Genomic DNA, 13,864 nt, shown 5'->3' on the forward strand with positions numbered 1-13,864 from the left:
CTCGAGCTGACGGATATTGCCGGGCCAGGTGTAGCGCTGGAGCATGCCTGCGGCTTCGGCGTCGATCCCGTCGATACGCTTGCCTTCCTCGGCGGCGAAGCGCGCCGTAAAATGGCGCACCAGCTCCGGCACGTCTTCCAAGCGCTCGCGCAAGGGCGGCACCCAGATGGGGAACACGTTCAGCCGGTAGTAGAGATCCTCGCGGAAGCGGCCTTCCTGCACGAGTGCGATCAAGTTTTGGTTGGTGGCCGAGATGAGCCGGAAGTCGACTTTGACCGGCTGCTTGCCGCCGACGGAGTCGATCTCGCCTTCCTGAAGCGCGCGCAGCAGCTTCACCTGGGCGTCGAGCGGCAACTCGCCGATCTCGTCGAGGAACAGCGTGCCGCCGTCGGCTTCCAAGAACTTTCCGGGACGCCTTTCCGCGGCGCCCGTGAAGGAGCCTTTCTCATGGCCGAACAGAATGCTCTCGACCAGATTCTCGGGGATGGCGCCGCAGTTCACGGTGACGAAGGGCTTCGTCCTGCGGGCGCTTTCGCCCTGGATGGCGCGGGCGATCAGCTCCTTGCCGACACCCGATTCGCCCTCGATGAGCACGGGAATGTTGGACGTGGCGGCGCGCTTGCCGAGATCGATGACCCGTTTCATCGTCTCGCTGCCGACGATGAGGTCGGAAAAGCCGAGCTCGCCGGAGGCGGTGGCCTTCATGCGGGTGATCTCGCCTGCCAGCGCCTCGATCCGGAGCGCGTTCTTGATGGAGACCTCGAGCCGCTCGGGGCTCACCGGCTTAACCACGAAATCGACGGCGCCGGCGCGCATGGCGGAGATGGCCGCATCGATGCTGCCATGGGCCGTCTGCACGATGGCGGGCGGCTTGCGGGGCAGGGAGCGCATGGACGACAGCACGGTCATGCCGTCGGTGCCGGGCATCACCAGATCGAGAAGGATGAGGCAGATATCCCCGGCCTCATCGGCCCTCAGCGCGGCGAGGGCAGCGTCGCCGCCGTCGGCGGTGACGACGTGGTAGCCGAACCGCTTGATGGTCTCTTCAAGAATACGACGTTGGGTAGGATCGTCATCGACGACCAGGACGCGCTTGGGCATGACGCAAATACTCACTGGGTTACGCAAATACTAACGAGACAGAGGCGCCGCTTCAGGCGAACACTTGGCCCGTCATGGACCCCTGCTGTGCCAAAACTGTGCAGTGGAAGGGTAAACATGTCCTTTATCGCGGTTCGATTTTGGCGAATGTCTTGCCGAACCGTGATTTCCGGTGCCAGAAAGAGCGTCTTTTTTGGGCCTTGCAAGGGGGCTATGGGTTCCCACACTAGGTCTTGCCACCGCTAACGAGGACATATCCGTCGATGCTGCCCACCCTGTTTGCCCGGTTCCCCGAGCCTGTGTTCGCCCCGACCAGCCATGCGGCGAAATCTAAGGAAAAGCATAGCGTTACTATGGGGGCTGAGGCGCTTCCGGTGTGGAATTTGGGGGATCTTTATGACTCCCCCGAATCACCTGCGCTTAAAAAGGATCTCGAGACGGCCGAGCGGGCCGCCGAGGCCATGCATGAGCGCTACGCGGGCAAGCTCGCCGTGCTGCTCGACGCAGGCGCGGGAGGCGAGGCCCTAACGCAGGCCGTGCGCGAGTACGAGTCCCTCAACGACGTGCTCGGCCGCGTCGTGTCTTATGCGAGCTTGCTCTACGCCGCCGACACCGCCGATCCCAAGCGGCAGAAATTCTTCGGGGACATCCAGGAGAAGATCACCGCGATCTCCTCGAAGCTTCTGTTCTTTCCGCTGGAGCTGAACCGGCTCGACGACGCGGCGCTCGACAAGGCGATGACAAGTTCCACGCTCGGCCATTACCGGCCGTGGCTGGAGGATCTGCGTAAGGAGAAACCGTATCAGCTCGAGGACAGGCTGGAGCAGCTGTTCCACGAGAAGGCGGTGAGCGGGCGGGGCGCCTGGGACCGGCTGTTCAACGAGACCATGACGTCGCTGCGCTTCGAGGTGGACGGCAAGACGCTCAGCCTGGAGCCCACGCTCAATCTCTTGCTCGACGCGGACGAGAAGAAGCGCAAGCACGCCGCCAAGGCGCTCGGCAAGGTGTTCAAGGACAATATCCGGCTGTTCACGCTGATCACCAACACGCTCGCCAAGGACAAGGAGATCTCCGACCGCTGGCGCGGCTTCGAGGACGTGGCCGACAGCCGGCACTTGGCGAACCGTGTCGAGCGCGACGTGGTCGATGCGCTGGTCGCGGCGGTGCGCGACGCCTATCCGCGCCTGTCCCACCGCTACTACGCCATGAAGGCGAAATGGCTCGGCAAGAAGACGCTGATGTATTGGGACCGCAACGCGCCGCTGCCCGAGGAGCCCAAGCAGGTGATCGGCTGGGACAAGGCGCAGGAGACGGTGCTCACGGCTTACGGCAATTTCTCGCCGCGCATGGCGGACATCGCCGGGCGCTTCTTCGCCGAAGGCTGGATCGACGCGCCGGTGCGCGAAGGCAAGCAGCAAGGCGCGTTTTCGCATCCCACCGTGCCGAGCGCGCATCCCTACATTCTGCTCAACTATCAGGGCAAGCCGCGGGACGTGATGACGCTCGCGCACGAGCTCGGCCACGGCGTGCATCAGGTACTCGCCAACAAGCAGGGCCCGCTGATGGCGCCGACGCCGCTGACGCTGGCCGAGACCGCGAGCGTGTTTGGCGAGATGCTGACCTTCAAGAAGCTGCTCGATCAGGCGCCGTCAAAGCGCGAGCGCAGAGCTTTGCTCGCGGCCAAGGTGGAGGACATGCTCAACACCGTGGTCCGGCAGATCGCCTTCTACAGTTTCGAGCGCAAGGTCCACGCCGAGCGGCGCGAGGGCGAGTTGACGAGCGAGCGGCTCGGCGAGATCTGGATGGACGTGCAGCGCGAGAGCCTGGGGCCGGCGATCGAGCTCAAGCCCGAATACGAGACGTTCTGGGCGTACATCCCGCACTTCATCCATGCGCCGTTCTATGTCTACGCCTATGCCTTCGGCGACTGCCTGGTGAACTCGCTCTACGCGGTCTACGAGAAGGCGGATGAGGCTTCGCCGAGCGCTATCTCGACATGCTGGCCGCCGGCGGCACCAAGCATCACAAGGAGCTTCTGAAGCCGTTCGGGCTCGATGCCTCGGAGCCGCATTTCTGGTCCATGGGGCTCAAGGTGATCGAAGGGCTGATCGACGAGCTGGAAGCCATGGACGACAAGGATTCCGGCAAGAAATCCGCTGAGGCCTAAGCCACTGAGGCATCGCGGTCCGTTGTACGTTTTGTATAACTTTGTTATACAGCCCGTACAACGGAGGTCCGCATGAAGATCGAGATCAAGAAAATCGGGAATTCTGAAGGCTTCATCCTGCCCAAGGAGCTTATCCAGCGTCTGGGACTGAAGCGGGGTCAGGAACTTCACATCACGGAGCTCGCCGGCGGCGGCTTTCAGGCGCTGCCCTATGATCCCGATTTCGAGAAGACGATGGAGGTCGTCGACGAGATCATCGACGAGTATCGCGACACCCTGGCGGCCCTTGCGAAGTGACCGAACCCAAGTGGTTCACATACGACCAGGCGATTGCAGCCCATAGCATTCAGCTTCGGCGCTTCGGCGGCGCGCCTGGGCTCAGGGACGAGGGCGGCCTGCGATCGGCCCTGGAGCGCCCCGTCAACAAATGGCACTACGAGTCTGCTGCGTTGCCAGAACTGGCGGCGGCTTACGCCTTCGCCCTTGCCAAAAATCACGCCTTCGTCGATGGCAACAAGCGGATCGCATTCATCGCCATGGTGGCGTTCCTTCGCAAGAACGGTGTCCCCTTCAGGCCTGATCAAGCGCAGGCTACAGCCATGATTCTCGCTGTTGCTTCAGGCGAGGTGAGCGAGGAGAATTTGACGCGCTGGATTAGAGATCATTGGCCTGAAGGGAGCTGAAGCCCGATGTCGCAAGTTTCGCTGGTGCCGGTCCTTCTTTGGGTGGCAGCGATCCTGTTCTGGGGCGTGGCCGTCTTGCGCGGGCCCCGTCCGATCCTCCAGGCGTTCGTCGTCGACCGGCTGCTGCGTTATTTGTTCATCTTCCCGCTCGGACTGCTCGGCCTATGGGCCTTTGCCGGCCATGTGTTCTTTCCGGAGCAAGCCGCCGCCGCCATCGGCTGGACCCCGAGCCCGTTCCAGTTCGAAGTGGCTACGCCAATCTCGGCCTGGGGCTCGCGAGCCTCTATGCCGCTTTCACCACGTTCTATGCGCGCGTGGCGGTCGCCATCGCGCGTCGTGCTTCTTGATCGGCGCCGGCATCGGGCATGTGCACGACATCGTCACCTACGGCAATCTGACGTCGGGCAATGCGGACCGATCCTGGTCACGGACTTTCTGCGCCGATGGCGGTGCTGGCGCTCTTGCTGGTGGCGGCCCGGCGTCCACGGCCCGTCTCGCCGGACACGCTCGCGCTCGAAGCCGAGGTCGAAGTGGCGCGGCGCGCCATGCGCTCCTATCGGGAAGCGCTCGACAAGTTCGTCAAGGAATGACGCGTTAGTGGCGGGCGAAGATTTCGGTGGTGCCGTCCTTCTTCACGAGCAGCACGTCGTAAGGTTCCGTCTTGCCGTCCGGCTGCTCCATGCCCGGTGAGCCGATCGGCATGTCGGCACCGAGAGGCCAATGCGTCCGGACGCTCTTCCAGCAGTTTCTTGATGTCGGCGGCCGGGACGTGCCCCTCGACCGCGTAGCCGTCGATCAGGCCGGTATGGCAAGAGGCGAGCTTCTCATCGATACCCGCCTGGCGCTTGATGCGGTCGAGCATCGCGGTCGAGGTGTTCTTGGCTTTCACTTCGAAGCCGTTCGCTTCGAGATGCTCCACCCATTTGCCGCAGCAGCCGCATGTGGGTGACTTCCAGACTTCGATCGCAGGGGCTTCGGCCGCGGCGAAGGCGGGCGAGGTCACCAGAAGGGCGAGGCAAAAGGCAAAGACGCTGCGCAAGATCATAAGGGTTCTCCACATGGGATCGTTACATGGGGGATCGTTCTGCCGATCCTATTCGATCAGGGCGATGTCTGCGATCACAGGCCGGTGATCCGAATCGAGCCTCGGGCCGACGCGGGCGTCGATCTTGGCGAAATGTTTCGTGGTGAAGACATTGTCGATCGGCACCAGCGGCAGAAGGGGCACGCTTTTCCAGCGCATCGGCCAGGTCGGGTAGAACGTGTTGAACGGCCGAGCCCGGTCGCCTTGGTGAAGGTCTTCAGCTTGACCGTCCAAGGCGCCATGTTGAAATCGCCCGCCACGATCAAGGGCCCAGTCCTCTCCTGCGCGAAGGTGGTCAGAGCTACGATGTCGGCCTGTTGCAAATCCGCATAGAAGGGCCGCGCCAGATGCACGCCGGCAAGCTCGACCGACGTGCCGTTCACGTCGAGCCGCACCCAGCGAATGATGCGCGACATCCAGAACGGCTGGCCGCCGCGGTCGACAAGGCCGTCCGCCACGATCGGGTGCTTCGACAGAATAGCGAGCCCGTTGTCGCCGACGCGGTAGGGATACTGACCGGCAAGGCTCTCGAGGAAGTCTTTGTGATGTCCGCGGACCTCTTCGAGCACCACCGCGTCCGCTTTCGTCTTGGCGAGAAAGGCCGCGACCTGGTTCAAATGATGGTCGTTGCGCCCCCAGAGATTGAAGGTCGCCACGCGCAGGAACCGCGCCGCGCCGTCCGGCGCTTGCGGGGCTGCGCCCGAGAGGCCCGAAAGCAGCAGAGCGAAGGTGACCGCCATGAAGGCGGCGGTGGCGGTGATCAGCGTCCGGTTTCGCACGGCGAAGGCAAGCGCCAGCAGCGCGGTCCCGCCTACGGCAAGGACGGGGAGGCCGTTATTGATAATGTCGAGGGCCGGATACCAGCGTGCGAGCACGCCAAGCGCGAGAAGCGCGGCGCCGAGAACGAGGCCCGCGATCACGGCCGCCTTCAAAATTTTGAGCATCGGTGGAGAACTAACCTTGGCGAGGGACCGGCATCGTGGGAAGGGCGTTCCTATATGTGGGAAGACTTATCCAGGCATGAAGGGTTCTGCATCCCCCTATGAACGACACCCCCGAGGGCGACAACGAGAAAAACCGGTTCAGCGCCCGCGCCAAGCGCTACGGGCGCGTGGGGGCCAATGTGGGCGGGGTCGCCGCGCGCATCGCCGGGCGGCGCCTGTTCGGCCTCGATCCCGAGAAGGATAAGGACGCCGCGGCACTTGCCGCCGCGCTGGGCGGGCTCAAAGGCCCGATCATGAAGGTGGCGCAGCTTCTCGCCACCATCCCCGAGGCGCTGCCGGCCGAGTATGCCGCCGAACTCGGCCAGCTTCAGAGCCAGGCGCCGCCCATGGGCTGGGCCTTCGTGCGCCGGCGCATGGCGGCCGAGCTGGGGCCGGACTGGGAGGCGAGATTCGCGACCTTCGAGCACGCGGCCGCGGCGGCCTCGCTCGGTCAGGTCCACCGCGCGGTCGCTCATGACGGGCGCGCGCTCGCGGTGAAGCTGCAATATCCGGACATGCAGTCCGCCGTGGAGGCGGATCTCGCGCAGCTCGGCATGCTCTTCTCCCTTCATCGCCGCATGCGGCCCGCGATCGAGACCTCGGAGATGCTGAAAGAGATCTCGGCGCGGTTGCGCGAGGAGCTCGACTATGCGCTCGAGGCCAAGCACACGGGGCTTTACGGACTGATCTTCGCCGACGACCCCATGATCCGCGTGCCCGACGTGCTGCCGGAGCTCTCGACGAAACGGCTGCTCACCATGACCTGGCTCGACGGCCGGCGGCTGCTGGACTACACGGACCGCCCGCTCGAAGAGCGCAATCAAATCGCGCGCGCCATGTTCCGCGCCTGGTGGTTTCCGTTCAGCCAGTATGGGGTGATCCACGCGACCCGCATCTCGGCAACTACACGGTGTTCGAGGACGAGGACGGCGAGGCGGCCGGGCATCAACCTGCTCGACTATGGCTGCATGCGCACCTTCGCGCCGAAATTCATCCAAGGCGTGATCGATCTCTATCACGGGCTGCTCAACAATGACCGTGCCTTGGTCGTGCACGCTTACGAGACGTGGGGCTTCACCGGGCTCTCCAACGAGCTGATCGATATTCTCAATATCTGGGCGAAGTTCATCTACGGACCGATGCTCGAGGACCGGGTGCGCACCATCGCCGAATATGTGAAGCCCGGCGCCTATGGCCGCCAGGAGGCCTTCAAGGTGCATCAGGGCTTGCGGGAGAAGGGGCCGGTGACCGTGCCGCGCGAGTTCGTGTTCATGGACCGCGCCGCGATCGGGCTTGGCGGCGTGTTCCTTCATCTCAACGCCGAGCTCAACTACTACCGCCTGTTCAACGAGGCGATCGCCGGGGCGGACCTGGCCGACGTGACGCGGCGCCAGCACGAGGCCTTCGTTAAAACCGGCGTACCGTTACCGGAAGAGGCTGGCAAACAAGGGTTGTGATCGCCGCTCACTTCGCCGAGGATTCGCGAACGACCTTCGCGAATCTATCGAGAGGAGGGGCTGACGATGGATTGGCTCATCAACGACGCGTTGCCGGTGCTGGCGCGGATTTTCATCGTCTGGATTTTCCCGTTCAGCTTTCTCGACAAAGTCATCAATTGGGACAACGCCTTGAAGCAGGCGAAGTCGGGCTGGCTGCCGGGCGGGCCGGTGCTTTTGATCCTGGCGATGGCGGTGGAGCTGCTGACGCCGCCGATGATCGTGTTCGGCTTTTATGACGGCATCGCCGCGTTCATTCTCGCCGGCTATTGCGCCGTCACCGGCATCGTCTATCACAATTTCTGGACCTATCCCCGCTTCTGGAAGCCCACGAGCGAGGGCTATCCGCATATCTGGGACTTCTTCAAGAATTTCGGTCTCGTCGGCGGCTTGATCTACGTGATGTATGCGAGCGGCTTCATTCAGGCCGTGGGCGGCGACATCGAGAAGGTGTCCGCGTTGATGCCGCCGGCAGCCGCCATGATGGGAGCCCCATGACGGCCGATCCCGAGCATCCCAAGATTCCCTATTGGCATCTGTGGACGGACGACGATGGCGCCACGCATCAGACCCGCTGCGAACTGACGTCGTTCGACTGGCAGAGCATGGGCGGCAAGGCGGCGGCGCAATGGAACGACCATCTGCTCGCGGGCGAGACCAATCTTCTCTTCAGCATCCTGCCGGTCGGCTTCAACGGCGACTGGCACGAGAACCCGAAGCCGCAATGGATCGCGGTGCTTTCGGGCCGCTGGTTCGTGGAGTCCACGGACGGCACCCGCGTGGAGATGGGCCCCGGCGACATCGCCTTCGGCGGCGATCAGAACGCCAAGGAGGTCGCGCAAGGGCGCATCGGCCACAAATCCGGAACGGTCGGTGATGAGCCTTGCTCGCTGATGATCGTGCAACTCGATCCCAAGCGATGGTCCGGCGCCAGGCCGGGCGCCTTCACGTAGCGGAGCGTTCTCATGCCGGTCACGCGACAGATCAGAGTGAGCGTCACGGTGGCCGACTTGGCGGGGACGGCCGCGTTCTATCGCGACGCGCTGGGGCTCGAGGTCGGGGCAGTGCAGGCGCTTGCCGACCCCGCCTGGAATACGCTGCTCGGGCTCGACAGGGGCACCACGGCGCGTGCCGTCGACGTCAAGCTCGGACAACATGAGATCAAGCTCGTGGCGTTCGATCCGCCTGGGGCGCCATACCCGACAGCGCGCGCGTCGAACGATCAATGGTTCGAGCATGTGGCCCTCGTCACCGGCGACATCGATGCGGTGTGGGCGCGGCTCGAGAAGTACAGCCCGGGCTTGATCACCAAAGGCGATCCCGTCTTGCTGCCGCCCAATACGGGCAGCGTCACCGCCTTCAGTTCCGCGATCCGGAAGGGCATCCGCTGGAGCTGATTTCCTTTCCCCAAGGCGTCGGCGACCCTCGATGGCAGCAGGGCGGGGCGGGGATTCGCGGCTACGACCACACCGCGATCTCCGTCATGGACGTGGACCGCAGCCTCGCCTTCTACCAAGGGCTGCTCGGTTTTCATGTGGGCCGGCGGTCCTTGAACACCGGACCCGAGCAGGACCGCCTCGACGGGCTTTCGGGCTGCCTGGTGGACGTGGTGCCGCTGCAGCCCGCGGGGGTGCCGACGCCGCACGTGGAGCTGTTGCACTACCGGACGCCGCCGGGGCGGACCGCGTCCGCGCCGGTGAACGCCAACGATGTGGCATCCGCGCGCCAGGTCCACCACGTGGACGATCTCGACGGCTTGGCGGGGCAGCTTCAGGCCGCCGGGGTCGTCTTCGTCTCGCCGGGGGTCGTGACCCTGAAGAATGGCGGGAAAGCCGCGGCGATCCGGGATCCGGACGGCCATATGATCGTGCTGATGGCCTGAGCGAGGGACCCCGGTGGTACTTTTTGATAGGACCGGCAATTATTGCGGGATGCGCCGGATTTTGCTATCTCGCGGAGGCGCGCGAAGCCGCCGCCAAGCAAGGACACGACCGGGGGTAGTTGAATGCATATCGATCCCAAAGAGGGCCATCCAGACATGGACTATGCCGAGCACATGGCCACTTACAAATTGTTCTGTAAGCTGTCCTTGTGGACGATTGTCATCGCCGTGGCGATCGTGGCGGCCATGGGATACTTCCTGACCTAATCCGAGCTTTACGCTCACGGCGAACCACCCGTTCGCTCACCTCGAATCCAGACAACCCACGGAAGGCCATTGGCCGGTTAGCGGGCCAGTGTGTCAGACGGAGCCACGATGATTTCGATTGGCGTGCCCGCAGAAGGCAAGGACGAGCCGCGGATCGGGCTCACCCCCGAGACGGCGAAGAAGCTGGTCAAGGCCGGGGCCAAGGTCACCGTGCGCTCCGGCGCGGGGCTCGGGTCCCATTTCTCAGATGAGGACTACAAGGAGGCCGGCGCCGCCATCGCCAAGACCGACGCGGAGGCCGTCTCGGGCGCCGACGTCGTGTTCACGGTACGGCGTCCGCCGCTCGCGCTCGCCAAGGCGATGAAGAAAGGCGCGGCGCTGGTCGGCATGCTCGATCCGTTCTCCGACGCCGAAGGGCTCGACGCGCTGGCCAAGACCGGCGTGACACTGTTCGCCATGGAGCTCATGCCGCGCATCACCCGCGCGCAGAGCATGGACGTGCTGTCCTCCCAATCGAACCTCGCCGGCTACAAGGCGGTGGTCGACGCGGCCGCCGCGTTCGAGCGCGCGCTGCCGATGATGATGACGCCCGCGGGCACGGTGCCGGCGGCGCGGGTCTTCATCATGGCGTCGGCGTCGCCGGGCTTCAGGCAATCGCGACGGCGCGCCGCCTCGGCGGCATCGTCACCGCCACCGATGTGCGTCCCGCCGTGAAGGAGCAGGTGGCCTCGCTCGGCGCCAAGTTCATCGCGGTCGAGGACGAAGAGTTCAAGCAGGCGGAGACGGCGGGCGGCTACGCCAAGGAGATGTCCGACGCTTACAAAAAGAAGCAGGCGGAGCTCGTCGCCGAGCACGTCAAAAATCAGGACATCGTCATCACCACGGCGCTGATCCCCGGGCGGCCTGCGCCGAAGCTCATCTCCAAGGCGATGATCGAAAGCATGCGGCCGGGCTCCATCATCGTGGATCTCGCCGCGGAGCGGGGCGGCAACGCGGAGCTGACCAAGCCCGGCGAGATCGCCGAGCACAAGGGCGTGCGCATTTTCGGCCTGCTCAATCTGCCCGGCCGGGTGCCGGTCAACGCCTCCAGCCTCTATGCGCGCAATCTTCAGCCTTCATCGACCCGTTCATCGACAAGGAAACGAAAGAGCTCGCCATCGATTGGGACGACGAGCTGGCCAAGGGCACGGGCATCGCCCGCGACGGCGCCATCGTCAACGCGGCGATCGCCGAGCGTCTCGGCGCAAAGCCCGCGGCGCCCGCGGGAACGGCGACGAAACCTGCGCCGGCGAAGGCAAAAACCAATGGCGGGGCGAAGGCTCCCGCGAAGAAATCTGGAAGCACGCGCCAGCCCAAGGGAGGCAAGACCACATGACGAAGCGGACCCTTTATACGGGCCTCGTCCTGCTCGCGCTGGCCATGCTGTCAGACGCTATGTGGATGGGTGCGGCCCACGCGGCCGAGGCCGGCGCCGAAGGCGGCCACGATTTCATCTCGCAATTCTCGATCTTCGTGCTTGCCGTGTTCGTCGGCTACTACGTGGTGTGGAGCGTGACGCCCGCGCTGCATACGCCGCTGATGTCGGTGACCAACGCGATCTCGTCGGTGATCGTGGTCGGCGCGCTGCTCGCCGTCGCGGTCGAGGCGGCGGACGCGGTGGGGTCCTCGGGACACGTCATCGCCAAGGTCTTGGGGCTGATCGCCTTGGTCCTGGCCAGCGTCAATATCTTCGGCGGCTTCCTCGTCACCCAACGCATGCTGGCGATGTACCGGCGCAAGGATCGCTAAGATGTCCGGTGAATTCGTCCCGCTGCTTTATCTCGTCTCCGGCGTCCTGTTCATTCTGGCGCTGCGCGGGCTCTCGTCGCCCGAGACCTCGCGTCAGGGCAACTATATGGGCATGGCCGGCATGGCCATCGCGGTGGTCACCACGCTTGCGGTGGCGCGCCCCGAGACAGGCCTCTCCTGGGCCATGATCGTCGGCGGTATCGCCGTCGGCGGCGGCATCGGCGCCGTTATCGCCCGGCGCATCCCCATGACGGCGATGCCCGAGCTGGTCGCCGCGTTCCATTCGCTGGTCGGCATGGCCGCGGTGCTGGTGGCGGCCGCCGCCTTTTATGCACCAGAGGCCTTCGGCATCGGCGCGCCCGGCGTCATCCGCGTGGCGAGCCTGGTGGAGATGTCGCTCGGCGCGGCCATCGGCGCCATCACCTTTACCGGCTCCGTCATCGCCTTCGCCAAGCTGTCGGGCCGCATGTCGGGTGCGCCGATCATGCTGCCGGCACGGCACATCATCAACATCGCGCTCGCGATCGGGCTCGTGACCTGCGTCGTCCTGTTCTGCCAGGAGCAGACGCCGGTCTATTTCTGGGCGATCGTCGCGCTGTCGCTCCTGCTCGGCGTGCTGATCATCATTCCCATCGGCGGCGCGACAATGCCGGTCGTCATCTCCATGCTGAACTCCTATTCGGGATGGGCGGCCGCGGGCATCGGCTTCACCCTCGGCAACACGGCGCTGATCGTCACCGGCGCTCTGGTCGGCTCGTCGGGCGCGATCCTGTCCTACATCATGTGCAAGGGCATGAACCGCTCCTTCATCAGCGTCATTCTCGGCGGCTTCGGCGGCGAGACGGCAGGTCCGGCCGCCGGCGGCGAGCAGAAGCCGGTGAAGCTCGGTTCGGCCGAGGATGCCGCCTTCCTGATGAAGAATGCGAGCAGGGTCATCATCGTGCCGGGCTACGGCATGGCGGTCGCGCAAGCGCAGCATGCCTTGCGCGAGATGGCGGAAGGGCTGAAAGAGGCCGGCGTCGAGGTCAAATATGCCATTCATCCGGTGGCGGGCCGCATGCCGGGCCACATGAACGTGCTGCTGGCGGAAGCGAACGTCCCGTACGACGAGGTGTTCGAGCTCGAGGACATCAATTCAGAGTTTCCGCAAACCGACGTCGTCTACATCATCGGCGCCAACGACGTGGTGAACCCGGCCGCGGAAGACGATCCATCCTCGCCGATCTACGGCATGCCCGTGCTGCAGGTCTGGAAAGCCGGCACCGTTCTCTTCAACAAGCGCTCGCTCGCGACCGGTTATGCGGGCATCGACAATCCCGTCTTCTATCGCGACAACACCATGATGGTGCTGGGCGATGCGAAGAAGATGACGGAAGAGATCGCCAAGTCGCTTTAGCCGACGCTGTACTGATCTCGGATAAAGTCATTGAAATAGCTGCCTGCAGAGGACGCCGAGAGCAGACCCTCGTAAATGTGCGCGGGCACTCCGTGGTAGTCGTATGGCCCACCACTATCGACGAACCAAATACTCAATATCCGGGCGCTAGGATTGTATTCGACGCGCGAGATGGCGCTCGAACGGAGATGGGGCACTCCGCCCTCCATTCCCTTTTTGACGTGCGGCAAAGCTAGCTGATTCTTGGCCAGCAAGTCCGCCGCGTGGTTAACAATCTCAAAGTGAACGAAGAATTGCCAAAGTCGGACTGAGAATCGCCTGACTCCGGCTCCAATCAACTCCTACAGCGCACAGGCCCCGATGTTTCAGGCGTGGGCCGTCGCCTGGTTGTGGTTATTGACAATCGCGACGGCCTCGCCATTTAGCAGGGAGTTAAGCTTCCTGGGGTTGATTTTTCCGCTAAGTTTGCCGACCGAGGCTCTCTAAGACTGCGGCAGAGGCGTCGGCTTCGAATGTTTTGCTGGAATGAACGGGCCGTTCAACCGGCGTTCATACCGGACACGTAATCTAGAGGCCGATTAAAAACAAAAAAGCAGAGAGGCATTGCCGGGTCCATGTTGAACCTTTTCCTGTCGCTTGTCGGAATCTTCGCGCTGTTTTGCATCGTAGCGCGACTGCTTCACCGTTATTTCGTTTACGTGCCGGATCCGAAACGGGTCGCGCCGAAAGACGCAGGTCTCGCGAATGTCGAGGAGATCGTGTTCAAGGCGACCGACGGGACGCGGCTCATCGCCTGGTACCGGCCGGCGAAACCCGGCAAGCCGACGCTTCTCTATTTCATGGGCAATTACGGCAATGCCGCCGACCGCGCGGGCAAGATCAAGGCCATCGGCGCGGACGGCTATGGCGTGTTCATGCTCAACTACCGGCGCTATGGCGGCTCGGGCGGCGTCCGACCGAGACGCGCGTTACCGCGGACGCGGTAAGCGCCTACGACTATCTGCGCGGTCTCGGCGT

At 64.0% G+C, this 13,864-nt stretch carries 17 protein-coding genes and 3 pseudogenes; 16 read left to right on the forward strand and 4 right to left on the reverse strand.

Translation table 11 applies throughout. From position 1 onward, the window contains the following. On the reverse strand, positions 1-1,101 hold a 1,101-nt coding region (locus AUC71_RS09815; RefSeq protein WP_069624119.1), incomplete at its 3' end, for a sigma-54-dependent transcriptional regulator. Between the two features lie 353 nt (positions 1,102-1,454). Between AUC71_RS09815 and AUC71_RS09820 the strand changes: the two are divergent. From AUC71_RS09820 to AUC71_RS18715, 5 genes and pseudogenes are all read left to right on the forward strand, one after another. Further along, positions 1,455-3,268 (forward strand): annotated as a pseudogene (locus AUC71_RS09820) (M3 family oligoendopeptidase). 72 nt (positions 3,269-3,340) lie between these two features. Beyond that, entirely contained in the window at positions 3,341-3,565 is a 225-nt protein-coding gene (locus tag AUC71_RS09825; protein ID WP_069624120.1) for an AbrB/MazE/SpoVT family DNA-binding domain-containing protein, read from the forward strand. Further along, on the forward strand, positions 3,562-3,951 hold the full coding sequence (locus AUC71_RS09830; protein WP_069624121.1) for a type II toxin-antitoxin system death-on-curing family toxin: 390 nt from the start codon (positions 3,562-3,564) through the stop codon (positions 3,949-3,951). The genes AUC71_RS09825 and AUC71_RS09830 overlap by 4 nt, the downstream gene beginning before the upstream one ends. Before the next feature lie 6 nt (positions 3,952-3,957). Continuing rightward, positions 3,958-4,146 (forward strand): annotated as a pseudogene (locus AUC71_RS22700) (DUF6790 family protein); the annotation flags it as partial. 212 nt (positions 4,147-4,358) lie between these two features. Then, positions 4,359-4,541, forward strand: coding sequence for a hypothetical protein (locus AUC71_RS18715; RefSeq protein ID WP_141701591.1), 183 nt, complete (start codon positions 4,359-4,361; stop codon positions 4,539-4,541). Here the strand turns inward: AUC71_RS18715 and AUC71_RS22705 are convergent. Next, the gene (locus AUC71_RS22705; protein WP_425283375.1) at positions 4,505-4,750 is read right to left on the reverse strand and encodes a DUF411 domain-containing protein; all 246 of its coding nucleotides are present in this window, start codon (positions 4,748-4,750) and stop codon (positions 4,505-4,507) included. The genes AUC71_RS18715 and AUC71_RS22705 overlap by 37 nt on opposite strands. Here AUC71_RS22705 and AUC71_RS22345 point away from each other — a divergent pair. Continuing rightward, a complete protein-coding gene (locus AUC71_RS22345; protein WP_069624123.1) occupies positions 4,652-4,900 on the forward strand; it encodes a hypothetical protein in 249 nt (82 codons plus the stop codon). The two genes, AUC71_RS22705 and AUC71_RS22345, sit on opposite strands and share 99 nt — an antisense overlap. Positions 4,901-5,070: 170 nt before the next feature. On the opposite strand, the gene AUC71_RS09850 is transcribed toward AUC71_RS22345, so the two are convergent. Further along, positions 5,071-5,979 carry an endonuclease/exonuclease/phosphatase family protein gene (locus AUC71_RS09850; protein WP_069624125.1) on the reverse strand — a complete coding sequence of 303 codons (909 nt, stop codon included), beginning with the start codon at positions 5,977-5,979 and terminating at the stop codon, positions 5,071-5,073. A 98-nt stretch (positions 5,980-6,077) separates the two neighbouring features. Here AUC71_RS09850 and AUC71_RS09855 point away from each other — a divergent pair, with 98 nt between their 5' ends. The 9 genes and pseudogenes from AUC71_RS09855 (at position 6,078) to AUC71_RS09900 (ending at position 12,847) form a co-directional block, all read left to right on the forward strand. Beyond that, positions 6,078-7,475: an ABC1 kinase family protein gene (locus tag AUC71_RS09855; protein WP_244500887.1), complete on the forward strand. Its 1,398-nt coding sequence runs from the start codon at positions 6,078-6,080 to the stop codon at positions 7,473-7,475. A gap of 66 nt (positions 7,476-7,541) precedes the next feature. Continuing rightward, positions 7,542-8,012 (forward strand): DoxX family protein, encoded by a 471-nt coding sequence (locus AUC71_RS09860; protein WP_069624126.1) that lies wholly within the window; start codon positions 7,542-7,544, stop codon positions 8,010-8,012. After that, a complete protein-coding gene (locus tag AUC71_RS09865) occupies positions 8,009-8,467 on the forward strand; it encodes a cupin domain-containing protein (protein WP_069624127.1) in 459 nt (152 codons plus the stop codon). The genes AUC71_RS09860 and AUC71_RS09865 overlap by 4 nt, the downstream gene beginning before the upstream one ends. A gap of 12 nt (positions 8,468-8,479) precedes the next feature. Beyond that, the gene (locus AUC71_RS09870) at positions 8,480-8,911 is read left to right on the forward strand and encodes a VOC family protein (RefSeq protein WP_069624128.1); all 432 of its coding nucleotides are present in this window, start codon (positions 8,480-8,482) and stop codon (positions 8,909-8,911) included. A 53-nt stretch (positions 8,912-8,964) separates the two neighbouring features. Then, positions 8,965-9,396, forward strand: coding sequence for a VOC family protein (locus tag AUC71_RS19490; RefSeq protein WP_280139305.1), 432 nt, complete (start codon positions 8,965-8,967; stop codon positions 9,394-9,396). Positions 9,397-9,519: 123 nt separating this feature from the next. Continuing rightward, entirely contained in the window at positions 9,520-9,663 is a 144-nt protein-coding gene (locus AUC71_RS17770) for an aa3-type cytochrome c oxidase subunit IV (RefSeq protein WP_083238249.1), read from the forward strand. A gap of 108 nt (positions 9,664-9,771) precedes the next feature. Continuing rightward, a pseudogene (locus tag AUC71_RS17775) lies at positions 9,772-11,038 on the forward strand (Re/Si-specific NAD(P)(+) transhydrogenase subunit alpha). 44 nt (positions 11,039-11,082) lie between these two features. Beyond that, positions 11,083-11,451, forward strand: a complete 369-nt coding sequence (locus AUC71_RS09895) for a proton-translocating transhydrogenase family protein (RefSeq protein ID WP_425283376.1) — start codon at positions 11,083-11,085, stop codon at positions 11,449-11,451. Position 11,452: 1 nt separating this feature from the next. Next, complete coding sequence (locus AUC71_RS09900; protein ID WP_069624134.1) at positions 11,453-12,847, forward strand: NAD(P)(+) transhydrogenase (Re/Si-specific) subunit beta; 1,395 nt, start codon at positions 11,453-11,455, stop codon at positions 12,845-12,847. Here the strand turns inward: AUC71_RS09900 and AUC71_RS09905 are convergent. Beyond that, positions 12,844-13,056 (reverse strand): KTSC domain-containing protein, encoded by a 213-nt coding sequence (locus AUC71_RS09905; protein WP_069624136.1) that lies wholly within the window; start codon positions 13,054-13,056, stop codon positions 12,844-12,846. The genes AUC71_RS09900 and AUC71_RS09905 overlap by 4 nt on opposite strands. A 405-nt stretch (positions 13,057-13,461) precedes the next feature. On the opposite strand from AUC71_RS09905, the gene AUC71_RS09910 reads away from it, so the two are divergent. Then, entirely contained in the window at positions 13,462-13,833 is a 372-nt protein-coding gene (locus AUC71_RS09910) for an alpha/beta hydrolase family protein (RefSeq protein WP_069624135.1), read from the forward strand. Positions 13,834-13,864 lie beyond the last annotated feature (31 nt).

The sequence above is a fragment of the Methyloceanibacter marginalis genome, assembly GCF_001723295.1.
In the GTDB taxonomy this organism is placed as follows: Bacteria; Pseudomonadota; Alphaproteobacteria; order Rhizobiales; family Methyloligellaceae; genus Methyloceanibacter; species Methyloceanibacter marginalis.

Excerpts from the sequence above, each read along its gene's own strand:
- AUC71_RS09900 (WP_069624134.1), top strand. The coding sequence starts at position 11,453 with ATGTCCGGTGAATTCGTCCCGCTGCTTTATCTCGTCTCCGGCGTCCTG.
- AUC71_RS09905 (WP_069624136.1), bottom strand. The coding sequence starts at position 13,056 with ATGGAGGGCGGAGTGCCCCATCTCCGTTCGAGCGCCATCTCGCGCGTC.
- AUC71_RS09870 (WP_069624128.1), top strand. The coding sequence starts at position 8,480 with ATGCCGGTCACGCGACAGATCAGAGTGAGCGTCACGGTGGCCGACTTG.
- AUC71_RS09825 (WP_069624120.1), top strand. The coding sequence starts at position 3,341 with ATGAAGATCGAGATCAAGAAAATCGGGAATTCTGAAGGCTTCATCCTG.
- AUC71_RS09895 (WP_425283376.1), top strand. The coding sequence starts at position 11,083 with ATGCTGTCAGACGCTATGTGGATGGGTGCGGCCCACGCGGCCGAGGCC.
- AUC71_RS09855 (WP_244500887.1), top strand. The coding sequence starts at position 6,078 with ATGAACGACACCCCCGAGGGCGACAACGAGAAAAACCGGTTCAGCGCC.
- AUC71_RS09910 (WP_069624135.1), top strand. The coding sequence starts at position 13,462 with ATGTTGAACCTTTTCCTGTCGCTTGTCGGAATCTTCGCGCTGTTTTGC.
- AUC71_RS18715 (WP_141701591.1), top strand. The coding sequence starts at position 4,359 with ATGCGGACCGATCCTGGTCACGGACTTTCTGCGCCGATGGCGGTGCTG.
- AUC71_RS17770 (WP_083238249.1), top strand. The coding sequence starts at position 9,520 with ATGCATATCGATCCCAAAGAGGGCCATCCAGACATGGACTATGCCGAG.
- AUC71_RS09860 (WP_069624126.1), top strand. The coding sequence starts at position 7,542 with ATGGATTGGCTCATCAACGACGCGTTGCCGGTGCTGGCGCGGATTTTC.
- AUC71_RS09865 (WP_069624127.1), top strand. The coding sequence starts at position 8,009 with ATGACGGCCGATCCCGAGCATCCCAAGATTCCCTATTGGCATCTGTGG.
- AUC71_RS09850 (WP_069624125.1), bottom strand. The coding sequence starts at position 5,979 with ATGCTCAAAATTTTGAAGGCGGCCGTGATCGCGGGCCTCGTTCTCGGC.
- AUC71_RS22345 (WP_069624123.1), top strand. The coding sequence starts at position 4,652 with ATGTCGGCACCGAGAGGCCAATGCGTCCGGACGCTCTTCCAGCAGTTT.